This is a genomic window from Ruegeria spongiae (genome assembly GCF_023502395.1).
Lineage (GTDB): Bacteria > Pseudomonadota > Alphaproteobacteria > Rhodobacterales > Rhodobacteraceae > Ruegeria_C > Ruegeria_C spongiae.
The window spans coordinates 88374-109585 of sequence record NZ_JAMFMB010000005.1; the positions used below are offsets into that span (position 1 = coordinate 88374).

16 protein-coding genes and 2 tRNA genes are annotated in these 21212 nt (G+C 60.8%); 6 read left to right on the plus strand and 12 right to left on the minus strand.

Annotation, left to right across the window (positions count from 1 at the left end):
- The first annotated feature begins 212 nt into the window (after positions 1-212).
- Complete coding sequence (locus M3P21_RS05885; RefSeq protein ID WP_249707661.1) at positions 213-1139, plus strand: Hint domain-containing protein; 927 nt, start codon at positions 213-215, stop codon at positions 1137-1139.
- Positions 1140-1160: 21 nt separating this feature from the next.
- Here M3P21_RS05885 and ispG read toward each other — a convergent pair whose 3' ends face one another.
- The 3 genes from ispG to hemA all read right to left on the minus strand — a co-directional run bounded on the left by ispG (position 1161) and on the right by hemA (position 4941).
- Positions 1161-2282 (minus strand): flavodoxin-dependent (E)-4-hydroxy-3-methylbut-2-enyl-diphosphate synthase, encoded by a 1122-nt coding sequence (gene ispG / locus M3P21_RS05890; protein ID WP_249707662.1) that lies wholly within the window; start codon positions 2280-2282, stop codon positions 1161-1163.
- Between the two features lie 85 nt (positions 2283-2367).
- Positions 2368-3588 carry a helix-turn-helix domain-containing protein gene (locus tag M3P21_RS05895; protein ID WP_249707663.1) on the minus strand — a complete coding sequence of 407 codons (1221 nt, stop codon included), beginning with the start codon at positions 3586-3588 and terminating at the stop codon, positions 2368-2370.
- A 129-nt stretch (positions 3589-3717) separates the two neighbouring features.
- The gene (hemA, locus tag M3P21_RS05900) at positions 3718-4941 is read right to left on the minus strand and encodes a 5-aminolevulinate synthase (protein ID WP_283780859.1); all 1224 of its coding nucleotides are present in this window, start codon (positions 4939-4941) and stop codon (positions 3718-3720) included.
- Positions 4942-5158: 217 nt separating this feature from the next.
- Between hemA and M3P21_RS05905 the strand changes: the two genes are divergently transcribed.
- On the plus strand, positions 5159-6541 hold the full coding sequence (locus tag M3P21_RS05905; RefSeq protein ID WP_249707667.1) for a M20/M25/M40 family metallo-hydrolase: 1383 nt from the start codon (positions 5159-5161) through the stop codon (positions 6539-6541).
- Here M3P21_RS05905 and M3P21_RS05910 read toward each other — a convergent pair whose 3' ends face one another.
- The 5 genes from M3P21_RS05910 to M3P21_RS05930 form a co-directional block, all read right to left on the minus strand.
- Positions 6542-7228 (minus strand): enoyl-CoA hydratase/isomerase family protein, encoded by a 687-nt coding sequence (locus tag M3P21_RS05910; protein WP_249707669.1) that lies wholly within the window; start codon positions 7226-7228, stop codon positions 6542-6544. It lies immediately after the preceding gene.
- Between the two features lie 115 nt (positions 7229-7343).
- Positions 7344-8330, minus strand: coding sequence for a DUF922 domain-containing protein (locus M3P21_RS05915; RefSeq protein WP_249707671.1), 987 nt, complete (start codon positions 8328-8330; stop codon positions 7344-7346).
- A 102-nt stretch (positions 8331-8432) separates the two neighbouring features.
- Positions 8433-8509: transfer RNA gene (locus tag M3P21_RS05920), tRNA-Asp, on the minus strand.
- Between the two features lie 47 nt (positions 8510-8556).
- A tRNA-Asp gene (locus tag M3P21_RS05925) sits at positions 8557-8633 on the minus strand.
- Between the two features lie 129 nt (positions 8634-8762).
- A complete protein-coding gene (locus M3P21_RS05930; protein ID WP_249707673.1) occupies positions 8763-9701 on the minus strand; it encodes a pirin family protein in 939 nt (312 codons plus the stop codon).
- 199 nt (positions 9702-9900) lie between these two features.
- Here M3P21_RS05930 and M3P21_RS05935 point away from each other — a divergent pair, with 199 nt between their 5' ends.
- The 4 genes from M3P21_RS05935 (at position 9901) to mmsB (ending at position 14265) form a co-directional block, all read left to right on the plus strand.
- Positions 9901-11016, plus strand: a complete 1116-nt coding sequence (locus M3P21_RS05935; protein ID WP_249707674.1) for a carboxylate-amine ligase — start codon at positions 9901-9903, stop codon at positions 11014-11016.
- 184 nt (positions 11017-11200) lie between these two features.
- Entirely contained in the window at positions 11201-12343 is a 1143-nt protein-coding gene (locus tag M3P21_RS05940; RefSeq protein WP_249707676.1) for an acyl-CoA dehydrogenase family protein, read from the plus strand.
- A 6-nt stretch (positions 12344-12349) separates the two neighbouring features.
- Positions 12350-13396 carry an enoyl-CoA hydratase/isomerase family protein gene (locus M3P21_RS05945; protein WP_249707678.1) on the plus strand — a complete coding sequence of 349 codons (1047 nt, stop codon included), beginning with the start codon at positions 12350-12352 and terminating at the stop codon, positions 13394-13396.
- Positions 13393-14265: a 3-hydroxyisobutyrate dehydrogenase gene (mmsB, locus tag M3P21_RS05950; RefSeq protein ID WP_249707679.1), complete on the plus strand. Its 873-nt coding sequence runs from the start codon at positions 13393-13395 to the stop codon at positions 14263-14265. Before M3P21_RS05945 ends, mmsB begins: the two co-directional genes overlap by 4 nt.
- Positions 14266-14301: 36 nt before the next feature.
- On the opposite strand, the gene M3P21_RS05955 is transcribed toward mmsB, so the two are convergent.
- From M3P21_RS05955 to M3P21_RS05970, 4 genes are all read right to left on the minus strand, one after another.
- On the minus strand, positions 14302-15411 hold the full coding sequence (locus tag M3P21_RS05955) for a sugar-transfer associated ATP-grasp domain-containing protein (RefSeq protein WP_249707680.1): 1110 nt from the start codon (positions 15409-15411) through the stop codon (positions 14302-14304).
- A gap of 99 nt (positions 15412-15510) precedes the next feature.
- On the minus strand, positions 15511-18393 hold the full coding sequence (uvrA, locus tag M3P21_RS05960) for an excinuclease ABC subunit UvrA (RefSeq protein WP_249707681.1): 2883 nt from the start codon (positions 18391-18393) through the stop codon (positions 15511-15513).
- Between the two features lie 79 nt (positions 18394-18472).
- Complete coding sequence (locus tag M3P21_RS05965) at positions 18473-19636, minus strand: MFS transporter (protein ID WP_249707682.1); 1164 nt, start codon at positions 19634-19636, stop codon at positions 18473-18475.
- Positions 19626-20174, minus strand: coding sequence for a class I SAM-dependent methyltransferase (locus M3P21_RS05970; protein ID WP_249707683.1), 549 nt, complete (start codon positions 20172-20174; stop codon positions 19626-19628). The genes M3P21_RS05965 and M3P21_RS05970 overlap by 11 nt, the downstream gene beginning before the upstream one ends.
- Between the last annotated feature and the right edge of the window lie 1038 nt (positions 20175-21212).

Here is a 21212-nt window from a genome sequence, read left to right on the forward strand (position 1 = left end):
AGGTTCAAACCGGGTCTGGGGGGTGGCAAAGCCGAAGCATATCGCTTGGCTTTTCGGGCCACCAAGCGCTCACTTTCCTCAGAACTTCCACTGAAACACCATGATCTCACCATGGTTGCGCACGACACGTCTGGTGGAGTAATAACAGCTCTTGTGCGTAACGATTGGTCAGAGGTGCAAATATGCCAACGTATAGTTTCGAGGTCATTGGTGTGACCGGCACCGCATGGTCGACGTTCACGTCTCTGGGGGTTGTTGGTACGATCACGATTTCGGACGATGACTCCTTTGGCATCGGCGACAACCTCCCCGACACCGAAACGGCCGCCCTGCCCGTCATTACCGCTGTGAGCGGGACCCTGCCTGCAGGCTGGGTTGGGCTGACCCTTTCGTTTGGTTGGCAACAACAGATCGATGGAACCGGCGGGCCGGACGCATTGGGGATGGTGATCGGCGGCGGCACGAACTTCATCCCGACCCACCTCGTTCAATATCCGGGCGGCACGCCGATTGTCACTGGAACAACATACTCCGCTTCCGGCATTGCAAATGTACCGTCCGAAATCGTTGTGTGTTTTGCGTCGGGCACACAGATACAAACTGTTGATGGCGAAGTTTCGGTTGAAGAACTGAAAGTCGGTGATCTCATCATCACCAAGGACAACGGACCGCAACCCATCCGGTGGATCGGGGCGACCAGGCGTTTCGCCCAGGGCGACATGGCCCCGGTCGTGTTTCAGAAAGGCGCCATTGGCAACAGCCGAACGCTCAAACTGTCGCCACAACATCGCTTGCTGATCTCCGGTTGGAGGGCAGAACTGCTCTTTGGCGAGGACGAGGTTCTGATTCCCGCCAAAGCCCTGGTCAATGACAGTTCAATCCGCTTCGAACCGGGCGGGTATGTTGACTACTACCACGTCCTTTTTGACACACATGAAATCATCATTTCCGATGGGGTCCCAACAGAAAGCCTGTTTCCGGCAGATCAAAGCCTGGATGCCATGAGCCATAATGCCCGAGACGAAATTTTGGATCTGTTTCCCGACCTGGCGGACCGCAAATCACCAGCATTCTCGTGTACGGCGCGTACCTCCATCGGTGTCAAGGAAGGGCGGCTGCTTGCGCCTGAAAACCGCTAACGAAGTCTGAAGCTTCGCCCGCTATTCTGCCGCTTCTTGTGCCGCGTCCAGTTCCGCCGCTTTCCTCTCGACCTGCTCGACAATGTGGTCGATCATCTGGTCGTTCGACAGCTTGTGGCTCTGCTTGCCCGCCAGATAGACCATGCCGGACCCGGCCCCGCCGCCGGTAAAGCCCACATCGGTCATCAGCGCCTCACCCGGCCCGTTCACGACGCAACCGATGATGCTGAGGCTCATCGGCGTCTTGATATGTTCCAGCCGCTTCTCCAACGCCTCGACCGTCTTGATCACATCAAACCCCTGCCGCGCACAGGACGGGCATGAGATGATGTTGACGCCGCGATGGCGCAGGCCCAGCGATTTCAGGATTTCATAGCCAACCTTGACCTCTTCCACCGGATCGGCGGAGAGGCTGACGCGGATCGTGTCGCCGATCCCCATCCACAGCAGGTTGCCCAGCCCGATGGCCGATTTGATGGTACCGCTCACCAGCCCGCCGGCCTCGGTGATGCCCAGATGGATCGGCGCGTCGGTGGCCTCGGCGATGCCCTGATAGGCGGCGGCAGACAGAAACACGTCGCTGGCCTTCACGCTGATCTTGAAATTGTGGAAATCGTTGTCTTCAAGAATGCGGATATGTTCGAGCCCGCTTTCCACCATCGCCTCGGGGCATGGTTCGCCATATTTTTCCAGCAGGTGTCGTTCCAGACTGCCCGCATTCACCCCGATCCGGATCGAACAATTGTGGTCGCGCGCCGCCTTGATGACCTCTTTGACCCGCGCCTCGTCACCGATATTGCCGGGATTGATGCGCAGGCAGGCCGCGCCCGCCTCGGCCGCTTCGATCCCGCGTTTATAGTGGAAATGGATGTCGGCGACGATCGGCACCGTCACTTCTTTGACGATCTCTTTCAGCGCTTTCGACGAGGCCGCATCCGGCACCGAGATACGGACCAGATCCGCTCCCGCCTCGGCAGCGGCGTTTACCTGCGCCACTGTCGCCGCCACATCGGTGGTCAGCGTGTTGGTCATGGTCTGCACCGAAATCGGCGCATCACCGCCAACGGGCACGTTGCCCACCATGATCTGACGGGATTTGCGGCGGTATATGTTGCGCCAGGGGCGCACGTGATTGAGCGACATGGGGGTCCCTGTCTGCGGCTCTGTGCCAATCTCTGTGTCTTTGGGGGATACATAGGGCGATGCGCGGCGCCCCGCAACGGTCAGATCACTGCGTGGGCTGCGCTGTTTCGTCCGGCAATGTCTGCATTTCGGCCACAACACGGGCCAGATCGCCATCCTGCTTGATGTCGGCGACCTGATAGCGCTCGTTCACCGCGTCGATGGAGAGCGGCACATTCTTGGTCACAACGCCCTTGTCGCCGACCGGACCATAATGCGCACCGTTCACCACGAAATAGACCGCGCCGGATTCGCCCGCGCGCAGCTTCGGCGGCTCTTCGGTCAGCGGAACCTCATAGCTTTCGCCCGGCTCCATGATCTTTTCATAGAGATGCGTGCCATCCGCCGCCGTCACCCGCACCCAGGAGGGACGGACCGCGATCATCTGCAGACTTGGCGCGGCGTCTTCGACCACCTGCGGAACCGACGGAATCTGCGGCCCGATCAGTTCTTCTTTGCGCTGATAATCGGCAATCTGCACCTCGGGCAGTTCCGGTGGGCGGAAGCTGCCGACATTGCGCGGATCAAGGGTTGAGATCGGCGCATCGCGCGAAACTAACACTGGCACATCCAACGCCTGCGGACGATAGAGCCGGTCCAGCGCATCCGCGCTCGGCGCACCATCTTCGGCGCCCGGCTCTTCGGTGATCAGCGCCCCTTCGAGCGGATCGAGATCAGCCAGCACCACCGGCGCCTGTTCCACCGGTGCCAGCTGCACCCGCTGCACCTGCTTGAGCACGGTCCAGCCGCCATATCCGATGCCCGAGATCAGCGCGACCAGCACAATCAGCGAGCCGATGGCGCGCGGCTCGATCTGCGAAAACACCGACTCGCCGCCGGGAATGAAAGGCGTGTTGGGCGACATGAACGGGTCATGTCCGATGGACCCTTTGGTAATGACCTCGGAGCCGGACTTCTTGATGACCGAGGCCTGCGCCGACATGCCATGCGCCACCTCGAACCCGCTTTCGGCACAGAACGAGGCAAATGTCTCATCCGGGTCCATGCCAAGATACCGCGCATAAGAGCGGACATAGCCAGCGATGAAACCGGGCGTATCAAAGGCGGACGGGTCGGAGTTTTCGATGGCGGCGATGTAATTGGCCTTGATCCGCAATTCACGCTGCACATCCAGCAGCGACTTGCCCAACGTGGCCCGTTCGCCGCGCATGGTATCACCCAGTCGCAGCTCAAAGTCGTCAAACCCCTTGGGTCTCACGACGTCCGACTCCTCGGATTCAATACGTTGGGATCTACGCCCAATCATTCCTGCCGCCCCGTTTTGCCTGCCGCGAGTGTAAGCAGTGCATGGAATCGCCCCAATGCGATTCGTTCACGCTTATTGTTAACTCAACTGTAACACGCAGCTATGGGATTTGCATACTCAGCTAAGAGCTTATCCGGCAAGTTCGGCGCGATTTAGCGCACAATGTGACCATAATTGGTCCATCGCGTGCACCAATGCGTTCATTTCATCGGGGCCGTGAACCGGGGATGGGGTAAAGCGCAGCCGTTCGGTTCCACGCGGAACCGTCGGGAAATTGATCGGCTGGACATAGATGCCGTGATCTTCCAGCAGCATATCGCTCAACTTCTTGGTGTGAACCGGATTTCCGACCATCACCGGAACAATATGCGATCCGTGATCAATGAGCGGCAGTCCCAGCCCTTTCAGGCGCAGCTTGAGGACCTTGGCCTGGGTCTGGTGCTGCTCGCGCAATTCCGGCGCGCGCTTGAGGAAGGCAACCGAGGCCGCAGCCCCTGCCGCAACCGCCGGTGGCAGCGATGTCGTGAAGATGAAGCCCGGCGCGTAAGACCTGATCGCGTCACACATTTTGTCCGACGCCGCGATATAGCCGCCCATCACGCCAAAGGCCTTGGCCAGCGTGCCGTTGATGATGTCGATCCGGTGCGACAGACGGTCGCGCTCGGTCACGCCGCCACCGCGCGGGCCATACATGCCCACCGCGTGCACCTCGTCGATATAGGTCAGCGCGCCAAATTCGTCGGCCAGATCACAGAGCGCTTCGATCGGGCCGAAATCGCCATCCATCGAATAGACCGATTCAAAGGCAATCAACTTGGGCGCCTTGGGATCGTCGGCCTCGAGCAGCTCGCGCAGATGCGCCACGTCATTGTGACGAAAGACGCGCTTGGCCCCGCCATTGCGGCGCACGCCTTCGATCATCGAGGCGTGGTTCAGCGCGTCGGAATAGATGATGAGACCGGGAAACAGTTTGGGCAGCGTGCTGAGCGTCGCGTCATTGGCGATATAGGCCGAGGTGAACAGCAGCGCCGATTCCTTGCCATGCAGATCGGCCAGTTCAGCCTCAAGCTGTTTGTGATAGACCGTGGTGCCCGAGATGTTGCGGGTCCCGCCCGAGCCCGCGCCAGCGGCGTCGACCGCCTCGTGCATCGCGTTCAGGACAACCGGGTTCTGGCCCAAGCCAAGGTAGTCATTGCCACACCAGACCGTGATATTCTGCTGGGTGCCATCGGGACGGGTCCAGACCGCATGCGGGAAATGACCGTTGCGGCGCTCAATGTCGATGAACGTCCGGTACCGGCCTTCTTCATGCAGACGCGCAATGGCGGTATCAAGCTGTGCGGTATAGTCCAACATGCTTCTCCTTGGCTTCCGCCCCGATCTGACTCGGGGCGACGGTCCGGCGACCGCTTTTGCGTTAGAGGTGGATACATCCCCTACCCCGTTCAATCAATAGATTAGACAGGGGCGTCATGTCGCATCTTTGACTTCAATCAAGTCTAGCTGGACAGCCCTCGCCACCATGATACGGTCCAACCCGGAAAATCACAAAATCTTTCGGAGTTCACGAATGTCTCTTGCTGACGTGCTGGCACGAATCGACAGCGACCTGCCTGCGGCCACCGACCGCCTGATGGAGTTGCTGCGCATCCCGTCGATCTCAACCGATCCTGCCTATGCCGCAAACTGCGATCAGGCCGCCGACTGGCTGGTGCGCGACCTGCAGAGCAACGACATCAAGGCCGAAAAACGCGCCACCCCCGGCCATCCCATGGTGGTGGGCCATGTCGGTGACAGCGGCCCGCATCTGCTGTTTTATGGCCATTACGACGTGCAGCCGGTCGATCCGCTGGAGCTGTGGCAGCGCGCGCCGTTCGATCCAGACCTGCACGAGACCGAAAATGGCACCATCATCCGGGGCCGCGGATCGTCCGATGACAAGGGCCAGTTGATGACCTTTGTCGAGGCCTGCCGGGCCTGGAAAGCGGTGCATGGCACCCTGCCCTGCCGCATCACCTTCTTCTTCGAGGGCGAAGAAGAAAGCGGCTCGCCCTCGCTGGTGCCCTTCCTCGAGGCCCACAAGGACGAGCTGACCGCTGATCTGGCGCTGGTCTGCGACACCTCGATGGTGTCGCGCGGGGTGCCCTCGATCGCGGCGCAACTGCGCGGTATGCTGAAGGATGAGTTTACTATTGTCGGCCCCCGAATTGATCTGCATTCCGGCCATTACGGCGGCCCGGGCCTGAACCCCCTGCGCGAGATTTCCCGCATCATCGCCTCGTTCCACGATCCCGAAACCGGCCGCGTCGCGGTTGACGGGTTCTATGAGGGCGTGCATGAAGTGCCCGCCGAGCAGTTGCGCCAGTGGCAGAATTGCGGATTTGACGAGGCCGATTACCTGAAATCGGTGGGCTACAGCCAGCCCCATGGCGAACAGGGCTATTCCACGCTGGAACAGCAATGGGCGCGGCCCACGCTGGAGGTGAACGGCATCTGGGGCGGCTATAACGGCGCGGGCTCCAAAACGGTGATCCCGTCAGAGGCGCATTGCAAGCTGACCTGCCGGTTGGTGGGCGACATGGACCCCGATGCGCTGCGCGACAGGATCCGCAAACATGTGGAGGATCAGCTGTCGCCCGACGCCAAGGTGGTCTGGGACAATGATCTGGAAGGTTCGCGCGCCTCGGTGATGAATATCCACCGCCCCGAGTTCGAGGCCGCGCGCGGGGCGCTGTCGGACGAATGGAACCGCGAGGCGGTGTTCACCGGCATGGGCGGCTCGATCCCGGTTGTGGGGTTCTTCAAGGACATTCTCGGGATGGATGCAATGCTGATCGGCTATGCCAATGAGGATGACGCGATCCATTCACCCAACGAGAAATACGACCTCAACAGCTTTCACAAGGGCATCCGGTCCTGGGCGCGGGTGCTGGACGCGCTGACGCGGTCGTAGCTACTCGGGGATCAGGCGATTGATCACCGAGCGCTGGAACGCATCCAGAAACGACTGATCTGCGGGGGGTGGAGAGACCGCCCGCAGGCTGGCCTTGAGGTCGCGCATCAGGCCCGGATCGCGGTCGGTCACGATTCTTGCGATCTGAGCGCCACGTTCGCTGGCCAACCCGTCCGCCACCACATCCACCAGCCCCATTGCACAGGCCGCCTGAGCATCCAGATCGGGCGATTCGAGCAGGAATTGCAGGGCGCGCCCATAGCCCAGCCGCGCTGGCAGCCGCTTGGTCGCGCCCCCGCCCGGCATCGCGTCAAAACCCAGATGCCCGTCAGTGATCGCCGCGCTTTGCCCGGCCACGATCAGATCACAAGCCAAAGCAAGTTCCAGCCCGCCCAGACGACACTCGCCATCAACGCAGGCAATCACAACCTGCGGCAGCGCCGCCAGCCGGTCCAGCACAAGGCCCATGCGGCGGACAGCGGCGGTGAATGCCGCGCGATCCTGAAAGCAGACCTCAAGCATCTCCGCATCCAGCCCGGTGGAAAAGACATTCTTTTGTCCGCAGATCATCAGGCAACTGAACAGGCTGCCCGGCACCTCCAGCCTGGTCAGCGCCGCCTCCATAGCTGCCATCGTTGCCGCGTCGATGCCATTTGCCTGCGCTGGACGATCGAGCGTCCAGATCATCAGGCGGTCATCCCTGTGCACTTGCATACTCATCTACCCTCGCGCGGGCGGAATGCCCGGTTCCAATTGGAGGAAGGGCCGAGCCTCGGGTCAAGCCTGCGCGCAGCGCCTCCGCTCAGGGATCATGCGAGAAATCCAGCTCCACCCCTTCGTTGATCCCGTGATCGGACTGGCCGGGCGAGTCGTAAGCATCCTGATCATCCTGCCAGCTTTTGGTCTCGTCGCGCCAATGGGTCGGCAGTTCCTTCTTGGTGACGTTGCTGGCTTTAAGATCGGCCTCGAAGGTCTTGACACATTTCAGGAAAATTTTGTGGTGATTATCCTCATGCGCCTTGAGCTTCTTCCACATATTGTCCCATGTGCCTTTCTGCCCCTTGTTGCCTTTCGAGTAGTTTTTCCATTTTGGCATGGTGATGACGGGCTTGGCGGTCACGGTGATGGTCTTGATATGGCCGTCCAGTTGATAGGTGGCCGATTTCGACTGGTTCGACCGGTAACGCCCCCAGAACTTGCGTTTGTTGAGCGCTTTGAAGACCTGTTCGATGGTCTTGCCCCCGACCGAATAGATCACCAGCTTGGGCTTTGAGATCGCCTGCTTGACCTCAGGCGGATCGGGCGGGATATCCGCCAGTTCGACGCCCTGCTTGTAGCCGCCCAGCTGCTTGTTGTCATAGTCGCTGGCCGCTTTTTCAATCGCGTCCTTGGCTTTCTTCTGCTCTTTGACAAACGCCGCCTTGTCGAGGCCGTCCTTGCCCTCCAGATCCTTCACCACCTTGACCAGCGCCTCGAGCGACAGCGCGTAGAGCTTGCGCAGATACTTTTCCAGCGCGATCACCATGCGGTTCCATTCCGCCTGACGGTTCTTGGTGCTCTTGGACAGTTCCTTCCATTTCGGAATGTCCATCACCGGCTTGAGCGTGACGGTGATCTCGGTCACTTTCTTGGACTTGTCGTATTTGGGCACAAGCGAGACATTTGGCCGGTAGCCCCCCCATGTGTCACGCTTGTCGAGGATCGTGGTCAGCGCATCCAGATCATTGCCGGAAATGGTGAAGACCTTCTTTCTGGGCTTCTGGTTCTTGGTCTTGATCTTGGTCGGCATGGTCGGTCTCCCCCCGTCGTGGGCCGAAATAGACCCGCAGGGCACAATACCACGTTCCCGAACAGGTCAACTGCGAACTGGATTACCGAATGAAAGGGAAAATGGCGCGGTTGACGGGGCTCGAACCCGCGACCTCCGGCGTGACAGGCCGGCACTCTAACCAACTGAGCTACAACCGCGCATCGTTTTCATGGACCGCTTGTCCCGGGTCCGGGGATGACAGCAGTGGCGCGGTTGACGGGGCTCGAACCCGCGACCTCCGGCGTGACAGGCCGGCACTCTAACCAACTGAGCTACAACCGCCCGCTGTCTGCCCGGTCGCCCGAGCGTTTGCGTGTATTATGGGCAGCACGGTGCAGCGTCAAGCACGCAATCGTACTTTTTTCGGATCGATCTTACGATTTCGCAACCCGGCCCCGGTCCGCCACGCAATCACCGTGCTGGCAAGGGCGTGAACTCGGCATCGTCCCCCGGTGGCAGGCGGAATCGTCCATGCGCCCAGTCGCCCGCGCGCCATGCCTCTTTGGCGGCATCAATACGGTCGCGCGACGAGGCGACAAAGTTCCACCAGATATAGCGCGGCCCGCTGAACGCCGCGCCGCCCAACATCATCAGCCGCGCGCCCTGCGGGCCCGCTTTCAGGCTCAACCGGTCACCGGGGCGAAAGACCATCATCCGGCCCGCCTCGAAGCTTTGGCCACCAACGCTCACCTCGCCGTCGACCACGTAAACCCCGCGATCCTCGTGATTGTCGGGCAGCGGAATGGCGGCATTCGGGTCCAGCAGCGCATCGACATAGAACATCTCGGAGGGGGTGGCGACCGGCGCGTGCGCGCCCCAGGCATCGCCGAGGATCAGGCGCACCTGCTTGCCCTCGCCCTCGAGCAACGGCAGCGCATCAGCCGGTGCGTGTTCGAACGCAGCCGGATCGTCCTCCTGCGCGTCCGGCAGGGCCAGCCATGTCTGGATGCCGAACATCTCCATCGGCCCGCGCCGGGCTTCGCCATCGGTGCGCTCGGAATGGGTGACACCGTTTCCGGCGATCATCAGGTTCACCGCACCGGGCGTGATCCACCGATCGATCCCCATCGAATCGCGGTGATGCAGGCGGCCCTTGTAGAGATAGGTCACCGTGGCCAGACCGATATGGGGATGCGGGCGCACGTCGATCCCCTGCCCGGTCAGAAACTCGGCCGGTCCCATCTGGTCGAAGAAGATGAACGGGCCGACCATTTGCCGCCTGGGCGCAGGCAGTGCGCGGCGCACCTCGAACCCGCCGACATCACGGGTTCGCGGGACAATGACGGTTTCGATCGCGTCCACGGCATCGCCGGTGGGTATGGCTATATCGAGGGCGGGGTTCCAACTCATGACCTGACTCCGTTTCTGCCTCTCCGGGACCGGGGCATTAGCGCATGCGGACCGTCCTGCGACAAGTCCGCGCCCGCATCCTTGCACTCGACCAGAGGCCAGCAATCTGGCTAAGCTACATAAATTCAATACGTCCAACCCGTTCGGGGCGGGTCCAAAGGGCAGCCAATCAGGGCGCGCGCACCAAGGGAGGAACCGGATGCAGCAGAATTTCACGCTGGGCATCGAAGAGGAATATCTGCTGGTCGACAAGGACAGCGGCGCGCTGGCCACCGCCCCCGAGGCGCTGATGGCCGCCTGTCAGGCCGAGTTCGAAGGCCAGGTCAGCCCGGAATTCCTGCAATGCCAGATCGAGGTCGGCACCCGCCCCCATGTCACCATCGCCAGCGCTCGCGATGACCTGAAACGGCTGCGCGCCTGCGTCTCGTTGCATGCGGCGAAACACAATCTGGCGCCCATTGCGGTGTCCTGCCATCCGTTTGCGAACTGGAAGGACCAACCGCATACCCGCAAAGACCGCTATGACGCGCTGCAACACGCTTTGGGCGGTGTGGCGCGGCGGATGCTGATCTGCGGCATGCATGTCCATATCGGTGTCGCCGACAAGGCCCTGCGCGCCGATCTGATGCCACAGCTCAGCTACTTCCTGCCGCATCTGCTGGCGCTTTCCACCTCCTCGCCGTTCTGGAACGGTGAGGATACCGGGCTGGCCTCTTATCGGCTGACCGTGTTCGACAATCTGCCCCGCACCGGCCTGCCGCCCAAATTCGACAGCTGGTCGGAATATCAGCGCGCCACCGGCACGCTGATCGAGATGGGCGTGATCGAGGACACCACCAAGATCTGGTGGGACCTGCGCCCGTCTCATAGCTATCCGACGCTAGAGACGCGGATCATGGATGTGCAGCCCCGGCTCGAACACACGCTGGCGCTGGCCGCCCTCAATCAGGCGCTGATCCGCATGCTGTGTCGGCTGAAATCGCGCAATCTGCGCTGGCGCACCTATGACCGCTTCCTGATCGGCGAGAACCGCTGGCGGGCGCAACGCTATGGGGTCAGCGAAGGGATGATCGATTTCGGCGACCGCTCGATCAAGCAGATGAGCCTGCTGGTCGATGAGTTGATGGGCATGCTGGCCGAGGACGCCGAAGCGCTGGGAACGCTGGGCGATCTGGCCCGCCTGCGCCGCATCGCCGAAGGCGGCACATCGGCCACCCGCCAGCGCCGCGTCCACGCCGAAGCCAGCGCGCGTGGCGATGATCCCGGACAGGCGGTGGTGAAACATCTGATCGAGGAATTTCACGCCGATCTCTGAGGGGCATCGACGAGGGATGTCGACCGCCACCCAAGCGCAATTGCCACGGCGAGAGGCGGAGACCCGCCTTCACTTTGCATTCCTGCAAAGGGCATTTGCGGGATTGTCGCTTGATCATGCGGGATCGCGCCCGTATTAATTTAACACCCGTTCATTTTCGAACCATGCCGGTAGAGGAGACCTCATGGATTTCGCCCTGACCGAGGAACAGAGCGCTGTTTTCGATATGGCCCATGCCTTCGGGCAGGAGCAGATCGCGCCTTTTGCCCGTCAGTGGGAGGCTGACGGCACCATCCCCAAGGATCTCTGGCCGCAGGTCGGTGCCTTGGGGTTCGGCGGGCTTTACGTGTCCGAGGACGGCGGCGGCGCCGGGCTCGGACGGTTGGACGCGACGCTGGTGTTCGAGGCGCTGTCGATGGCCTGCCCCTCGGTCGCGGCCTTCCTGTCGATCCACAACATGTGCGCCAAGATGCTGGATATGTTTGCCGATGACGCGTTGAAAGAGCGCATCATGCCCGATGTGCTGAGCCTGAACACCGTACTCAGCTATTGCCTGACCGAACCCGGCTCCGGCTCGGACGCCGCGGCGCTGAAAACCCGCGCCGAACGCACCAATGAGGGCTATACGCTGAACGGCACCAAGGCCTTCATCTCGGGCGGCGGCTATTCCGATGCCTATGTCTGCATGGTACGCACCGGTCAGGACGGCCCCAAGGGCATCTCGACCGTCTATGTCGAGGATGGCACGCCCGGCCTCAGCTTTGGCGCACTGGAACAGAAGATGGGGTGGCAAAGCCAGCCCACCGCGCAGGTGCAGTTCGACGACTGCAAAATCCCGGCGGGCAATCTGGTCGGCAGCGAGGGCGACGGGTTCAAATATGCGATGATGGGGCTGGATGGCGGACGGCTGAACATCTCTGCCTGCTCACTGGGGGCCGCGCAGACCGCGCTGAACATGACGCTGCAATACATGTCCGAACGCAGGGCTTTTGGCCAGAGCATCGACCAGTTTCAGGGGCTGCAATTCCGCCTTGCGGATATGGAGATCGAGTTGCAGGCCGCCCGCACCTTTCTGCGGCACGCAGCGTGGAAGCTGGACACGGGCGCACCCGATGCCAGCAAGTTCTGCGCCATGGCCAAGAAGTTCGTTACCGAGACCGGATCGAAGGTGGTGGACCAATGCCTGCAACTGCATGGCGGTTATGGCTATCTGGCCGATTACGGGATCGAAAAGCTGGTGCGCGACCTGCGGGTACATCAGATACTGGAAGGCACCAACGAGATCATGCGGGTGATCGTGGCCCGACACATGCTCGCCAATCGCTGAGGGACCATGGCCGATATTTATATCCGCACCACCGGTCGCGCGGGCCGGATCACCCTGACCCGCCCGCAGGCGCTGAATGCGATGACCTATGAGATGTGCCTCGGCATCGACACGGCGATGCGCAATTGGCGCGAGGATGATGCGGTCGATCTGGTGATCCTGGATGCGACGGGCGACAAGGCGTTTTGCGCGGGCGGCGATATCGCCGAGTTGTATGAGACCGGCACCAGGGGCGATTATCACTATGGCCGCCGCTTCTGGCGCGATGAGTATCGCCTGAACGCACTGATCCATGAATACCCCAAACCGGTGGTGAGCTTCCTGCAAGGCTTCACCATGGGCGGCGGGGTCGGCATCGGCTGTCACGGCTCGCATCGGGTGGTCTGCGACAGTTCGCGCATTTCGATGCCCGAGGTCGGCATCGGACTGGTGCCGGATGTGGGCGGCTCGCTGATGCTGGCGCAGGCGCCGGGGCGGCTGGGCGAGTATCTGGCGGTTACCGCGCATCGGATGGGGCCGGATGACGCTATTCTGGTCGGGTTTGCCGATCACTATATCCCGCAGGATCAATGGGGCGATCTGATCGAAATGCTCGAAAGTTCGGGCGATGCGACGCATGTTGAAACCCATGCGCGCCCTGCCCCGGTTGGAGATCTGCGTGGTCAGGAGCCCGAGATCGACCAACTCTTCGACGGCGACACGCTGGATGATATCCTGACTCATCTGCACACGCAGGACAGTGAATTGGCACAGCGCGCGCTGAGGGCCATGTCCCGCCATTCGCCTCTGTCGATGGCCTGCGGTATCGAGATTCTCCACCAGTTGCGCGGACATGCGCCCAGCATCCGCAGGGCTCTGGAACTGGAATACCGCTTTACCGCACGCGCGATGGAGTATGGCGACTTTCTGGAAGGCATCCGCGCCCAGATCATCGACAAGGACCGCAACCCGCACTGGCAATATGCTGACATGGTGGTCCCGGAACAGGCAGTGTCGCAGATGCTGCTGCCTTTGGCGCAAGAGCCGCTCACATTCGAGGAGGAAACCACATGAGGATCGGATTTATCGGATTGGGCAACATGGGCGCGCCCATGGCGGCCAACCTCGCCGGAGCCGGGCATGATCTGCACGGGTTCGACACCGCCGCGGTCGCGGTCGCGGGTGTCACGATGGTCGAGAGCGCCACAGCCGCCGCCACCGGGGCCGATGTGGTGATCACCATGTTGCCCAATGGCGCGATCCTGCGCGCGGTGGCCGCCGAGGTCCTGCCCGTAATGGAACCCGGCGCAACCCTTGTCGATTGCTCGACCGTTGATGTGGACAGCGCCCGCGACGTGGCGGATCAGGCCACGCAGACCGGGCTGCTCTTTGTCGATGCGCCGGTCTCGGGTGGTGTCGGCGGCGCCAGCGCCGGAACGCTGACCTTCATGGCAGGTGGCTCGGACGATGCCTTTGCCAAGGCGGCACCGCTATTTGAGATCATGGGCCAGAAGGCCGTGCATTGCGGCGAGGCAGGCGCGGGTCAGGCGGCCAAGATCTGCAACAACATGATCCTGGGCGTCACCATGATCGCCACCTGCGAGGCCTTTGCGCTGGCTGACAAGCTGGGGCTCGACCGGCAAAAGATGTTCGACGTGGTCAGCACGTCCTCGGGGTATAGCTGGACGATGAACGCCTATTGCCCCGCGCCCGGTGTTGGCCCGCAATCGCCCTCGGACAATGACTATCAGCCCGGTTTTGCCGCCGAGTTGATGCTCAAGGACCTGCGCCTGAGCCAGCAGGCCGCCGAAAGCGCCGATGCCGACACACCTTTGGGCCAAGCGGCAACCGCTCTCTACGAGCAGTTCGTCGAGGCCGAAGACGGCATGGGTCGCGATTTCTCGGCCATGCTGCCCAGGTTTGTGCAACGGGGGCGTAGATGACTCCCCCTCCCACGCTCTGCGCGGCACCTGAGCGTTTCAGAACTTGACGTTGCAACCTTCGAAGAACGCAAGAATTTCGTCGGTCAGGAACCCCTTGCCGGTGGCAACTTGAACCAGTTCAAACGCGCAACCATTGTTGACCTCGACGACAACCGGGCCGGTGTCGGTAAGCGCAATATCTGTAGAGCCAAAGCGGTTCGCGCTATGAAGCAGGGCAACGGTTTCGTTCAGTTCCCGCAGAGCTTGCCAGTCAGGCAGGCATTCGCCCATCAGAATGCGTTCCGAATTCGGTAACGCGTCGTGGCGCTGCAATATTCCGTCATTTTGGGTGACAATCGAACAAATCTCACCGGTGTCTGGTTTGAGTTCGCACAGGACATTTCCAGACCTCCAGAAGTTGTCCGCAACATTTCCTGACATCGGCAATTTGAGCAAAGTAAATGGAACCGACAGCCCATCGTCGTTGATGAGGTTCAAGCAGCGAACGGTTGCGGTGCTTTCGGTGATCCCCTCAAAGAAGGAATGCGGTCTCAGGCAACGTTGCAGCAAATAGGTCTGGTCACCGAAAACGTCATCGAACAACTGCGCGTAGGTCACCGGTTCCTGACCATCTATCAGGACATGCGTGTCGGTACAGCCCGAGATTCGAAACGCGCCCGCGCTCCACATACCGTCCATGTTTTTTGCAAAGAGCGGAAAATCGGAGCAGGTTGCAAAGAATGCCTTGATGTCGTTGGCACAGGTGAGTTTTGAGAGTTTGGGATAAAGTCGATTGCTGCGGTCGAAAATGGCGACATTCTGCGGTGTCGCCACGCCACACTGACTAAGCAACGCGGCTGACACGAACTTATCCTCGCTCACCGACCACCACCTAATGTCATTGCATTGGTTCACAAGTGGCCAGTGGATATAGGCGGACAGGAACCTTTTTCGATCCGCATCATCCCATTTTGCAATATCATACAATCCGTATTGCAGATATTCCCGAAACTTGAGCTTGCCCCGCCCGCGGCGAAATTTGAGATAATCCAGACCAATCGCAATCGGGTTTCGACCCGAGGCCCTGGACGCAGCGGCCAAATTCTTTGTCAGATCAGTCTGACCCTTGGCCTCGATCAGTTGAATATCCTTCGCATATGCAGACATAACGCTACCCTGAATCGCCTAATTGTTTCTGAAATTGAAACCTGCCTGTAGCAGAAATTAGACAACAATGAGGCGCATCTGTGTTTCCTTCACTAAGCGCTACTCTGCCGCGACACGTTCCGGGTTGAGCATGTCTTTCAGATAATGCCCGGTATGGCTGCGCGGTTCTGCGACGACCTGTTCGGGCGTGCCCGTGGCCACGATCTCACCCCCGCCATCACCGCCTTCGGGGCCGATATCAATGATCCAGTCGGCGGTTTTGATGACATCGAGATTATGTTCGATCACCACAACCGTGTTGCCCTGATCGACCAGTTCATGCAGCACTTCCAACAGCTTGCGGACATCTTCGAAATGCAGCCCCGTGGTGGGCTCATCGAGGATGTAAAGCGTGCGGCCGGTTGAGCGCTTGCTGAGTTCCTTCGACAGTTTCACCCGCTGTGCCTCGCCGCCCGAGAGCGTGGTCGCCTGCTGGCCGACCTTGATATAGCCCAGACCAACGCGCGCCAGCGCATCCATCTTGTCGCGGATCGAGGGCACCGCCTTGAAGAAATCCTGCGCATCTTCCACCGTCATATCCAGAACATCGGCGATACTCTTGCCCTTGAACTTGATCTCCAAGGTTTCGCGGTTATAGCGCGCGCCCTTGCAGGTTTCGCAGGTCACATAAACGTCGGGCAGGAAATGCATCTCGATCTTGATGACCCCGTCGCCCTGACAGGCCTCGCAGCGCCCACCCTTGACGTTGAAGCTGAACCGCCCCGGCTTGTAGCCGCGCGTCTTGGCCTCGGGCAGGCCGGCGAACCAGTCGCGGATCGGGGTGAAGGCCCCGGTGTAAGTCGCTGGATTGGAACGTGGAGTCCGCCCGATGGGCCGTTGGTCAATGTCGATCACCTTGTCCAGATGTTCCAGCCCCTTGATGGTCTCGCAGGGCGCGGGCGTCTGGCGCGCGCCGTTCAGCCGCATCGAGGCGGTCTTGAACAGCGTCTCGATCGTGAGCGTCGATTTGCCCCCGCCCGACACGCCGCTGACGCAGACAAACTTGGCCAGCGGGAATTCAGCGGTGACGTTTTTGAGGTTGTTGCCGGTGGCATTGACCACCTTGACCTTTTTCTTGTTGCCCTTGCGCCGCTTGGCGGGCACCGCAATCTCTCGGGTGCCGGACAGGTATTGCCCGGTGATCGAGCTTGCATCACCGGCAACCACATCCGGCGTGCCATGACTGACCACCTGCCCGCCATGCACCCCGGCACCGGGACCGATATCAAAGACGTAATCAGCCGCGCGAATGGCCTCTTCGTCATGTTCGACCAAAATCACCGTATTGCCCTGATCGCGCAGGTTCTTGAGCGTGCCCAGCAGCCGGTCATTGTCGCGCTGATGCAACCCGATCGAGGGTTCGTCGAGCACATAAAGCACACCCGTCAGCCCCGAGCCGATCTGGCTGGCCAGCCGGATTCGCTGGCTCTCGCCGCCGCTCAAGGTGCCACTTGAACGGGACAGTGTAAGGTACTCCAATCCCACGTTATTCAGGAATCCCAGCCGTTCGCGGATTTCCTTGACGATGGCACGGGCGATCTCTTGCTTTTGCTGGCTCAGGTGGTTCGGCACGTCCTCAATCCAGGCCAGCGCCTGACGGATCGACATCTGCACCACCTGCCCCACATGCAGGCCCGCGATCTTCACCGCCAAGGCCTCGGGGCGCAGCCGGTAGCCCTCGCAGGTGCCGCAGGGACGGTTGTTCTGGTAGCGCTCGAATTCTTCGCGGATCCAGTTCGAATCCGTCTCGCGATAGCGGCGTTCCATGTTGGGGATCACCCCCTCGAACACCCGCGTGACCTGATAGACCCGCCCGCCCTCGTCATAGCGGAACGGGATTTCGTCGTCGCCGGACCCATAGAGGAAGACCTGCTGCACATGGGCTGGCAGGTCCTTCCATTTGGCGTTCTTGTCGAACTCGTAATGACGCGCGATGGCCTCGATGGTCTGCAGGAAATAGGGTGATTTGCCCTTGCGCCAGGGGGCCAGCGCGCCGTCGTAGACTTTCAGCCCCTGATCCGGCACCACGAGGCGTTCGTCAAAGAACAGTTCCACCCCCAGCCCGTCACACTCGGGACAGGCCCCAAAAGGCGCATTGAAGGAGAACATCCGCGGTTCGATCTCGGGGATGGTGAAGCCGCTGACCGGGCAGGCGAAGTTCTCGGAAAAGGTGATCCGTTCCGCCTCGCCCGATTCTTCTTTGCCCGCTGATCCCGCCCGCGGAGCCGTCTCAAGCACCGCAATGCCGTCGGCCAGATCAAGCGCGGTGCGCAGGCTGTCGGCCAACCGGGTTTCCATGCCCTCGCGGACCACCAGCCGGTCGACCACCACGTCGATATCGTGGCGGAACTTCTTGTCCAGCGTCGGCGGCTCGTCCAACTCGTAGAATTCGCCATCAACTTTCACGCGCTGAAACCCCTGCTTGCGCAGTTCCAGAAACTCTTTTTTGTACTCGCCCTTGCGGTCGCGCACGATGGGGGCCAGCAGATAGCCGCGTGTGCCCTCCTCCATGGTCATGATGCGATCAACCATGTCCTGCACCTGCTGCGCCTCGATGGGCAGGCCGGTTGCAGGGCTGTAGGGCGTGCCCGCGCGGGCAAACAGCAGCCGCATATAGTCGTAGATCTCGGTCACGGTGCCCACGGTGGAGCGTGGGTTTTTCGACGTCGTCTTCTGCTCGATCGAGATCGCCGGGGACAGACCACTGATATGGTCCACATCCGGTTTTTCCATCATATCAAGGAATTGACGGGCATAAGCGCTGAGCGATTCCACGTAACGCCGCTGCCCTTCGGCATAGATCGTATCAAACGCCAGCGAGGATTTCCCCGAACCAGAAAGCCCGGTGATCACCACAAACTGATCGCGCGGAATGTCCACGTCGATACTCTTGAGATTATGCTCGCGCGCGCCGCGCACCTCGATGTTTTTCAGCTCAGCCATGATGCCCTCGGTTCACCGGTTAACACATAGTGAACCGCGTGTGAGTCTCCAACAAAAAAATAAGAACGTTACGGGAACATCACCCAGCGGCACGCAGGCGCGCCAAGAATAGATGCACCAGCAGGCCGGACAGGAGCAGCAACGTGACCGCGCCCGCCATGGCCCAATAGCCCGAGAGCGTCAGCAAGGCCACCATCAGCGGTGTGCCAATGCCATTGCCCAGATTGCCGGTCTGGGCCAGCGCACCCTGGGCATAGGCCCGGTCGACCACGGTGCTGTTCAGTTGCGGGATGGCGGCAAAACTTGCGCCCTGGATCAACCCCATCGAGGCCGCCAGCACCAGACAGGCGGCGGGGTCGCCGGGCATGGCCCAGAGCCAGAGCATGGCCAATGCGCTGAGCCCAAAGCCCAGTTGGACCACCTGCACCGCCCGCAGATAGCGCAGAAGCAGCACGCCGATACTCATCGACGACAGGATGCTGGCCAGTGGCATCGCGCCCACGACAAAACCGCGCCATTCCGGCGCGATGAAGGGTGGGATAACGGTCAGGATCGACACGAAACAGGCGGTGTAGAACAGCCAGCCCGCGGCCGGTGCGCTCATCCAGGGTGAGCGGTAGATGGTCATATGCAACCCGGGCAGCGCGGCGAGGCGTGGCATCTCTTGCCGCGGCAGCGCAGGCACGCTGCGCAAGGCCCGATGCAGGATCAGGGCCAGCGCCGCCATGATCAGGGCGTGCGCCGCAAAAAGCCCCCGCACCCCGTAATGATCCACCAAAGGCAACCCGAACCAGGCCAGCAGCGTGAAGGAGACGCCAAAGAACGTCCCCCACAGCGTCATCGCCGCGCCCCGGTGCCGCTCGGCGCTGATCTGCGCGATCAGCGTGGGCGCGGCCACCACCAGCCCCAGATGCGACAGGCCTTCGATGGCGCGGCTGAGCAGAAACAGCCCGAAGGACAGCTCCAGCGCCTGCAGCCCCGACATACCCGCCCCGATCCAGAGCGCACCAACCAGCGCCCGGCGAAATCCGATGGCCGCAACCACCGCCCCGGCGAGAATGCCAAAGAGGATACCCAGAACCGCGACCATCGACACGGTGAATCCCAGCCATGGACCGGCCCCCGGATAAAGCGCCTCCATCCGGTAGAAGACCACGCTGATCTTACCATATTGCGCCGCCGCGCCCAGCCCGGCCAGCCAGATCAGCAGGATCAACCCCCAACGGGTCCGCTCAATCGTCACGAGATGTCTTTCGGGCCAGCGCCCAGGCGCAGATCGGGAAGTCCGGATCATTGTCCAGACTGTCCCGGTCAGGGTCGTATCGGGGCGGCCAGTCGGGCTCCAGATTGCGCAGCGCTGCCCGACGGTTGCCCCATTGATGCGCCTCGATTTCCTGCTCTGCGAAACCGCATTCGATCAGCAGGTTGCGCAACCCGTTTGCCGACCAGCGCGAGTTGTCTTGAGGGGCGGCGTGAAACGGAATGAAGAAGGGCACCGCCAGCCAGAAATGCCCTCCCGGCCTGAGCATCTCGATCACGTTCAGCGTCGCCTCATAGGGGCGGTCCAGATGTTCCCAGACCTGATTGGCCAGCACCAGATCGAACTGGCGCGGCTGTCCGGCAGGATCCAGAACCGGACCGGCGCAGATGTCATGCGCCGGATAGCGAAAGCTGTCATAGGAGCGAAACGGGAATTGCCGCCCCCATTTGCCGGATATCTCGGCCACCTCCAGCCGCTCGGGCTGCAGGTTCCGGATCAGCTGGCGACTGGACCGATTCATTACAATTCTGTTCAGGCTGGACATCGCGTTCCGTCGATTTCGCCGCGACTTAAACAGGCGTCCCGCACAAGGTCCAGCCCGAAGACTCTCCTCATACGCCTTTCATGATGTGCTGGCGGTCATACATGGTGGGAACCCTTAGCCTGCCTGCAGTCTCCTACATGTGACCTGCCCCCCGAAACTTCCCTGTCCTTAATATAGAGATTGCTCAACCAGTTCGCGCGCACCTTGGCGCTCAACCTTCCTGGTTGTGTCGGTTGCGAAGCCCTCTGGCCTCCCTCCCAGAGGTTTTGGAACCAGTTGCTCCGAAATCCTACGTGCCTCCCAAAGCGCTTTCCGCTACGCAAGATGCTCGGCCATCTGGGTCGGTGTCAGTTCCGACCGCATCAGATTCTCGTCAATCTCCCAACGCGGACAGACGCAAAAATGGCAGTAGTTATGCCGTTTTCCTTTCTGACGTTACGTCTCATCGCAGCCGCAGTTCACGATGTATATTGACGTAAAGGTAAGCTATGCATCGATTTTTTGACTGCCCGGTCAAAAAGTGACGCAAAACACCGGCTTCTTCCCCCTTACGACAACCAACTCTTCTTCTAGATGCAGGTTGTCGCTGTGGATCGCCACTCACGGATTGAAGGTCCTTGAGCCCTCTCCCTCAGGGTTCGGACAAGATCCACAGCGGCAAATTTGAAAGCCCTGATGTTGAAGGAATCTGAAGATGCAAATCAAATCATTTCTCAACCGCTTTAAGGCAGCGGAACCGGGTCGAACTCCGGTTTCAAGTGATACGGATGACGCCTCATCGACCAAATGCGACAGGCCACCCTTGTTAAAGAAGTCAGAGCTAACAGCGATATTCCAATCTGTGCTTGATGAAAAACGGCACGACCTAGCTTCACGGCATAGGTGAAATCCGCGACCGGGCTACTATTCACGCTGTTCCTGCTAATCGGGGAACATTGAAACCTGGTCGCCTTTAGCTCAAATCTGGGTGGAACGCCCAGAAATGAGAAGACCCCGCACCAAGCACAACCGGTA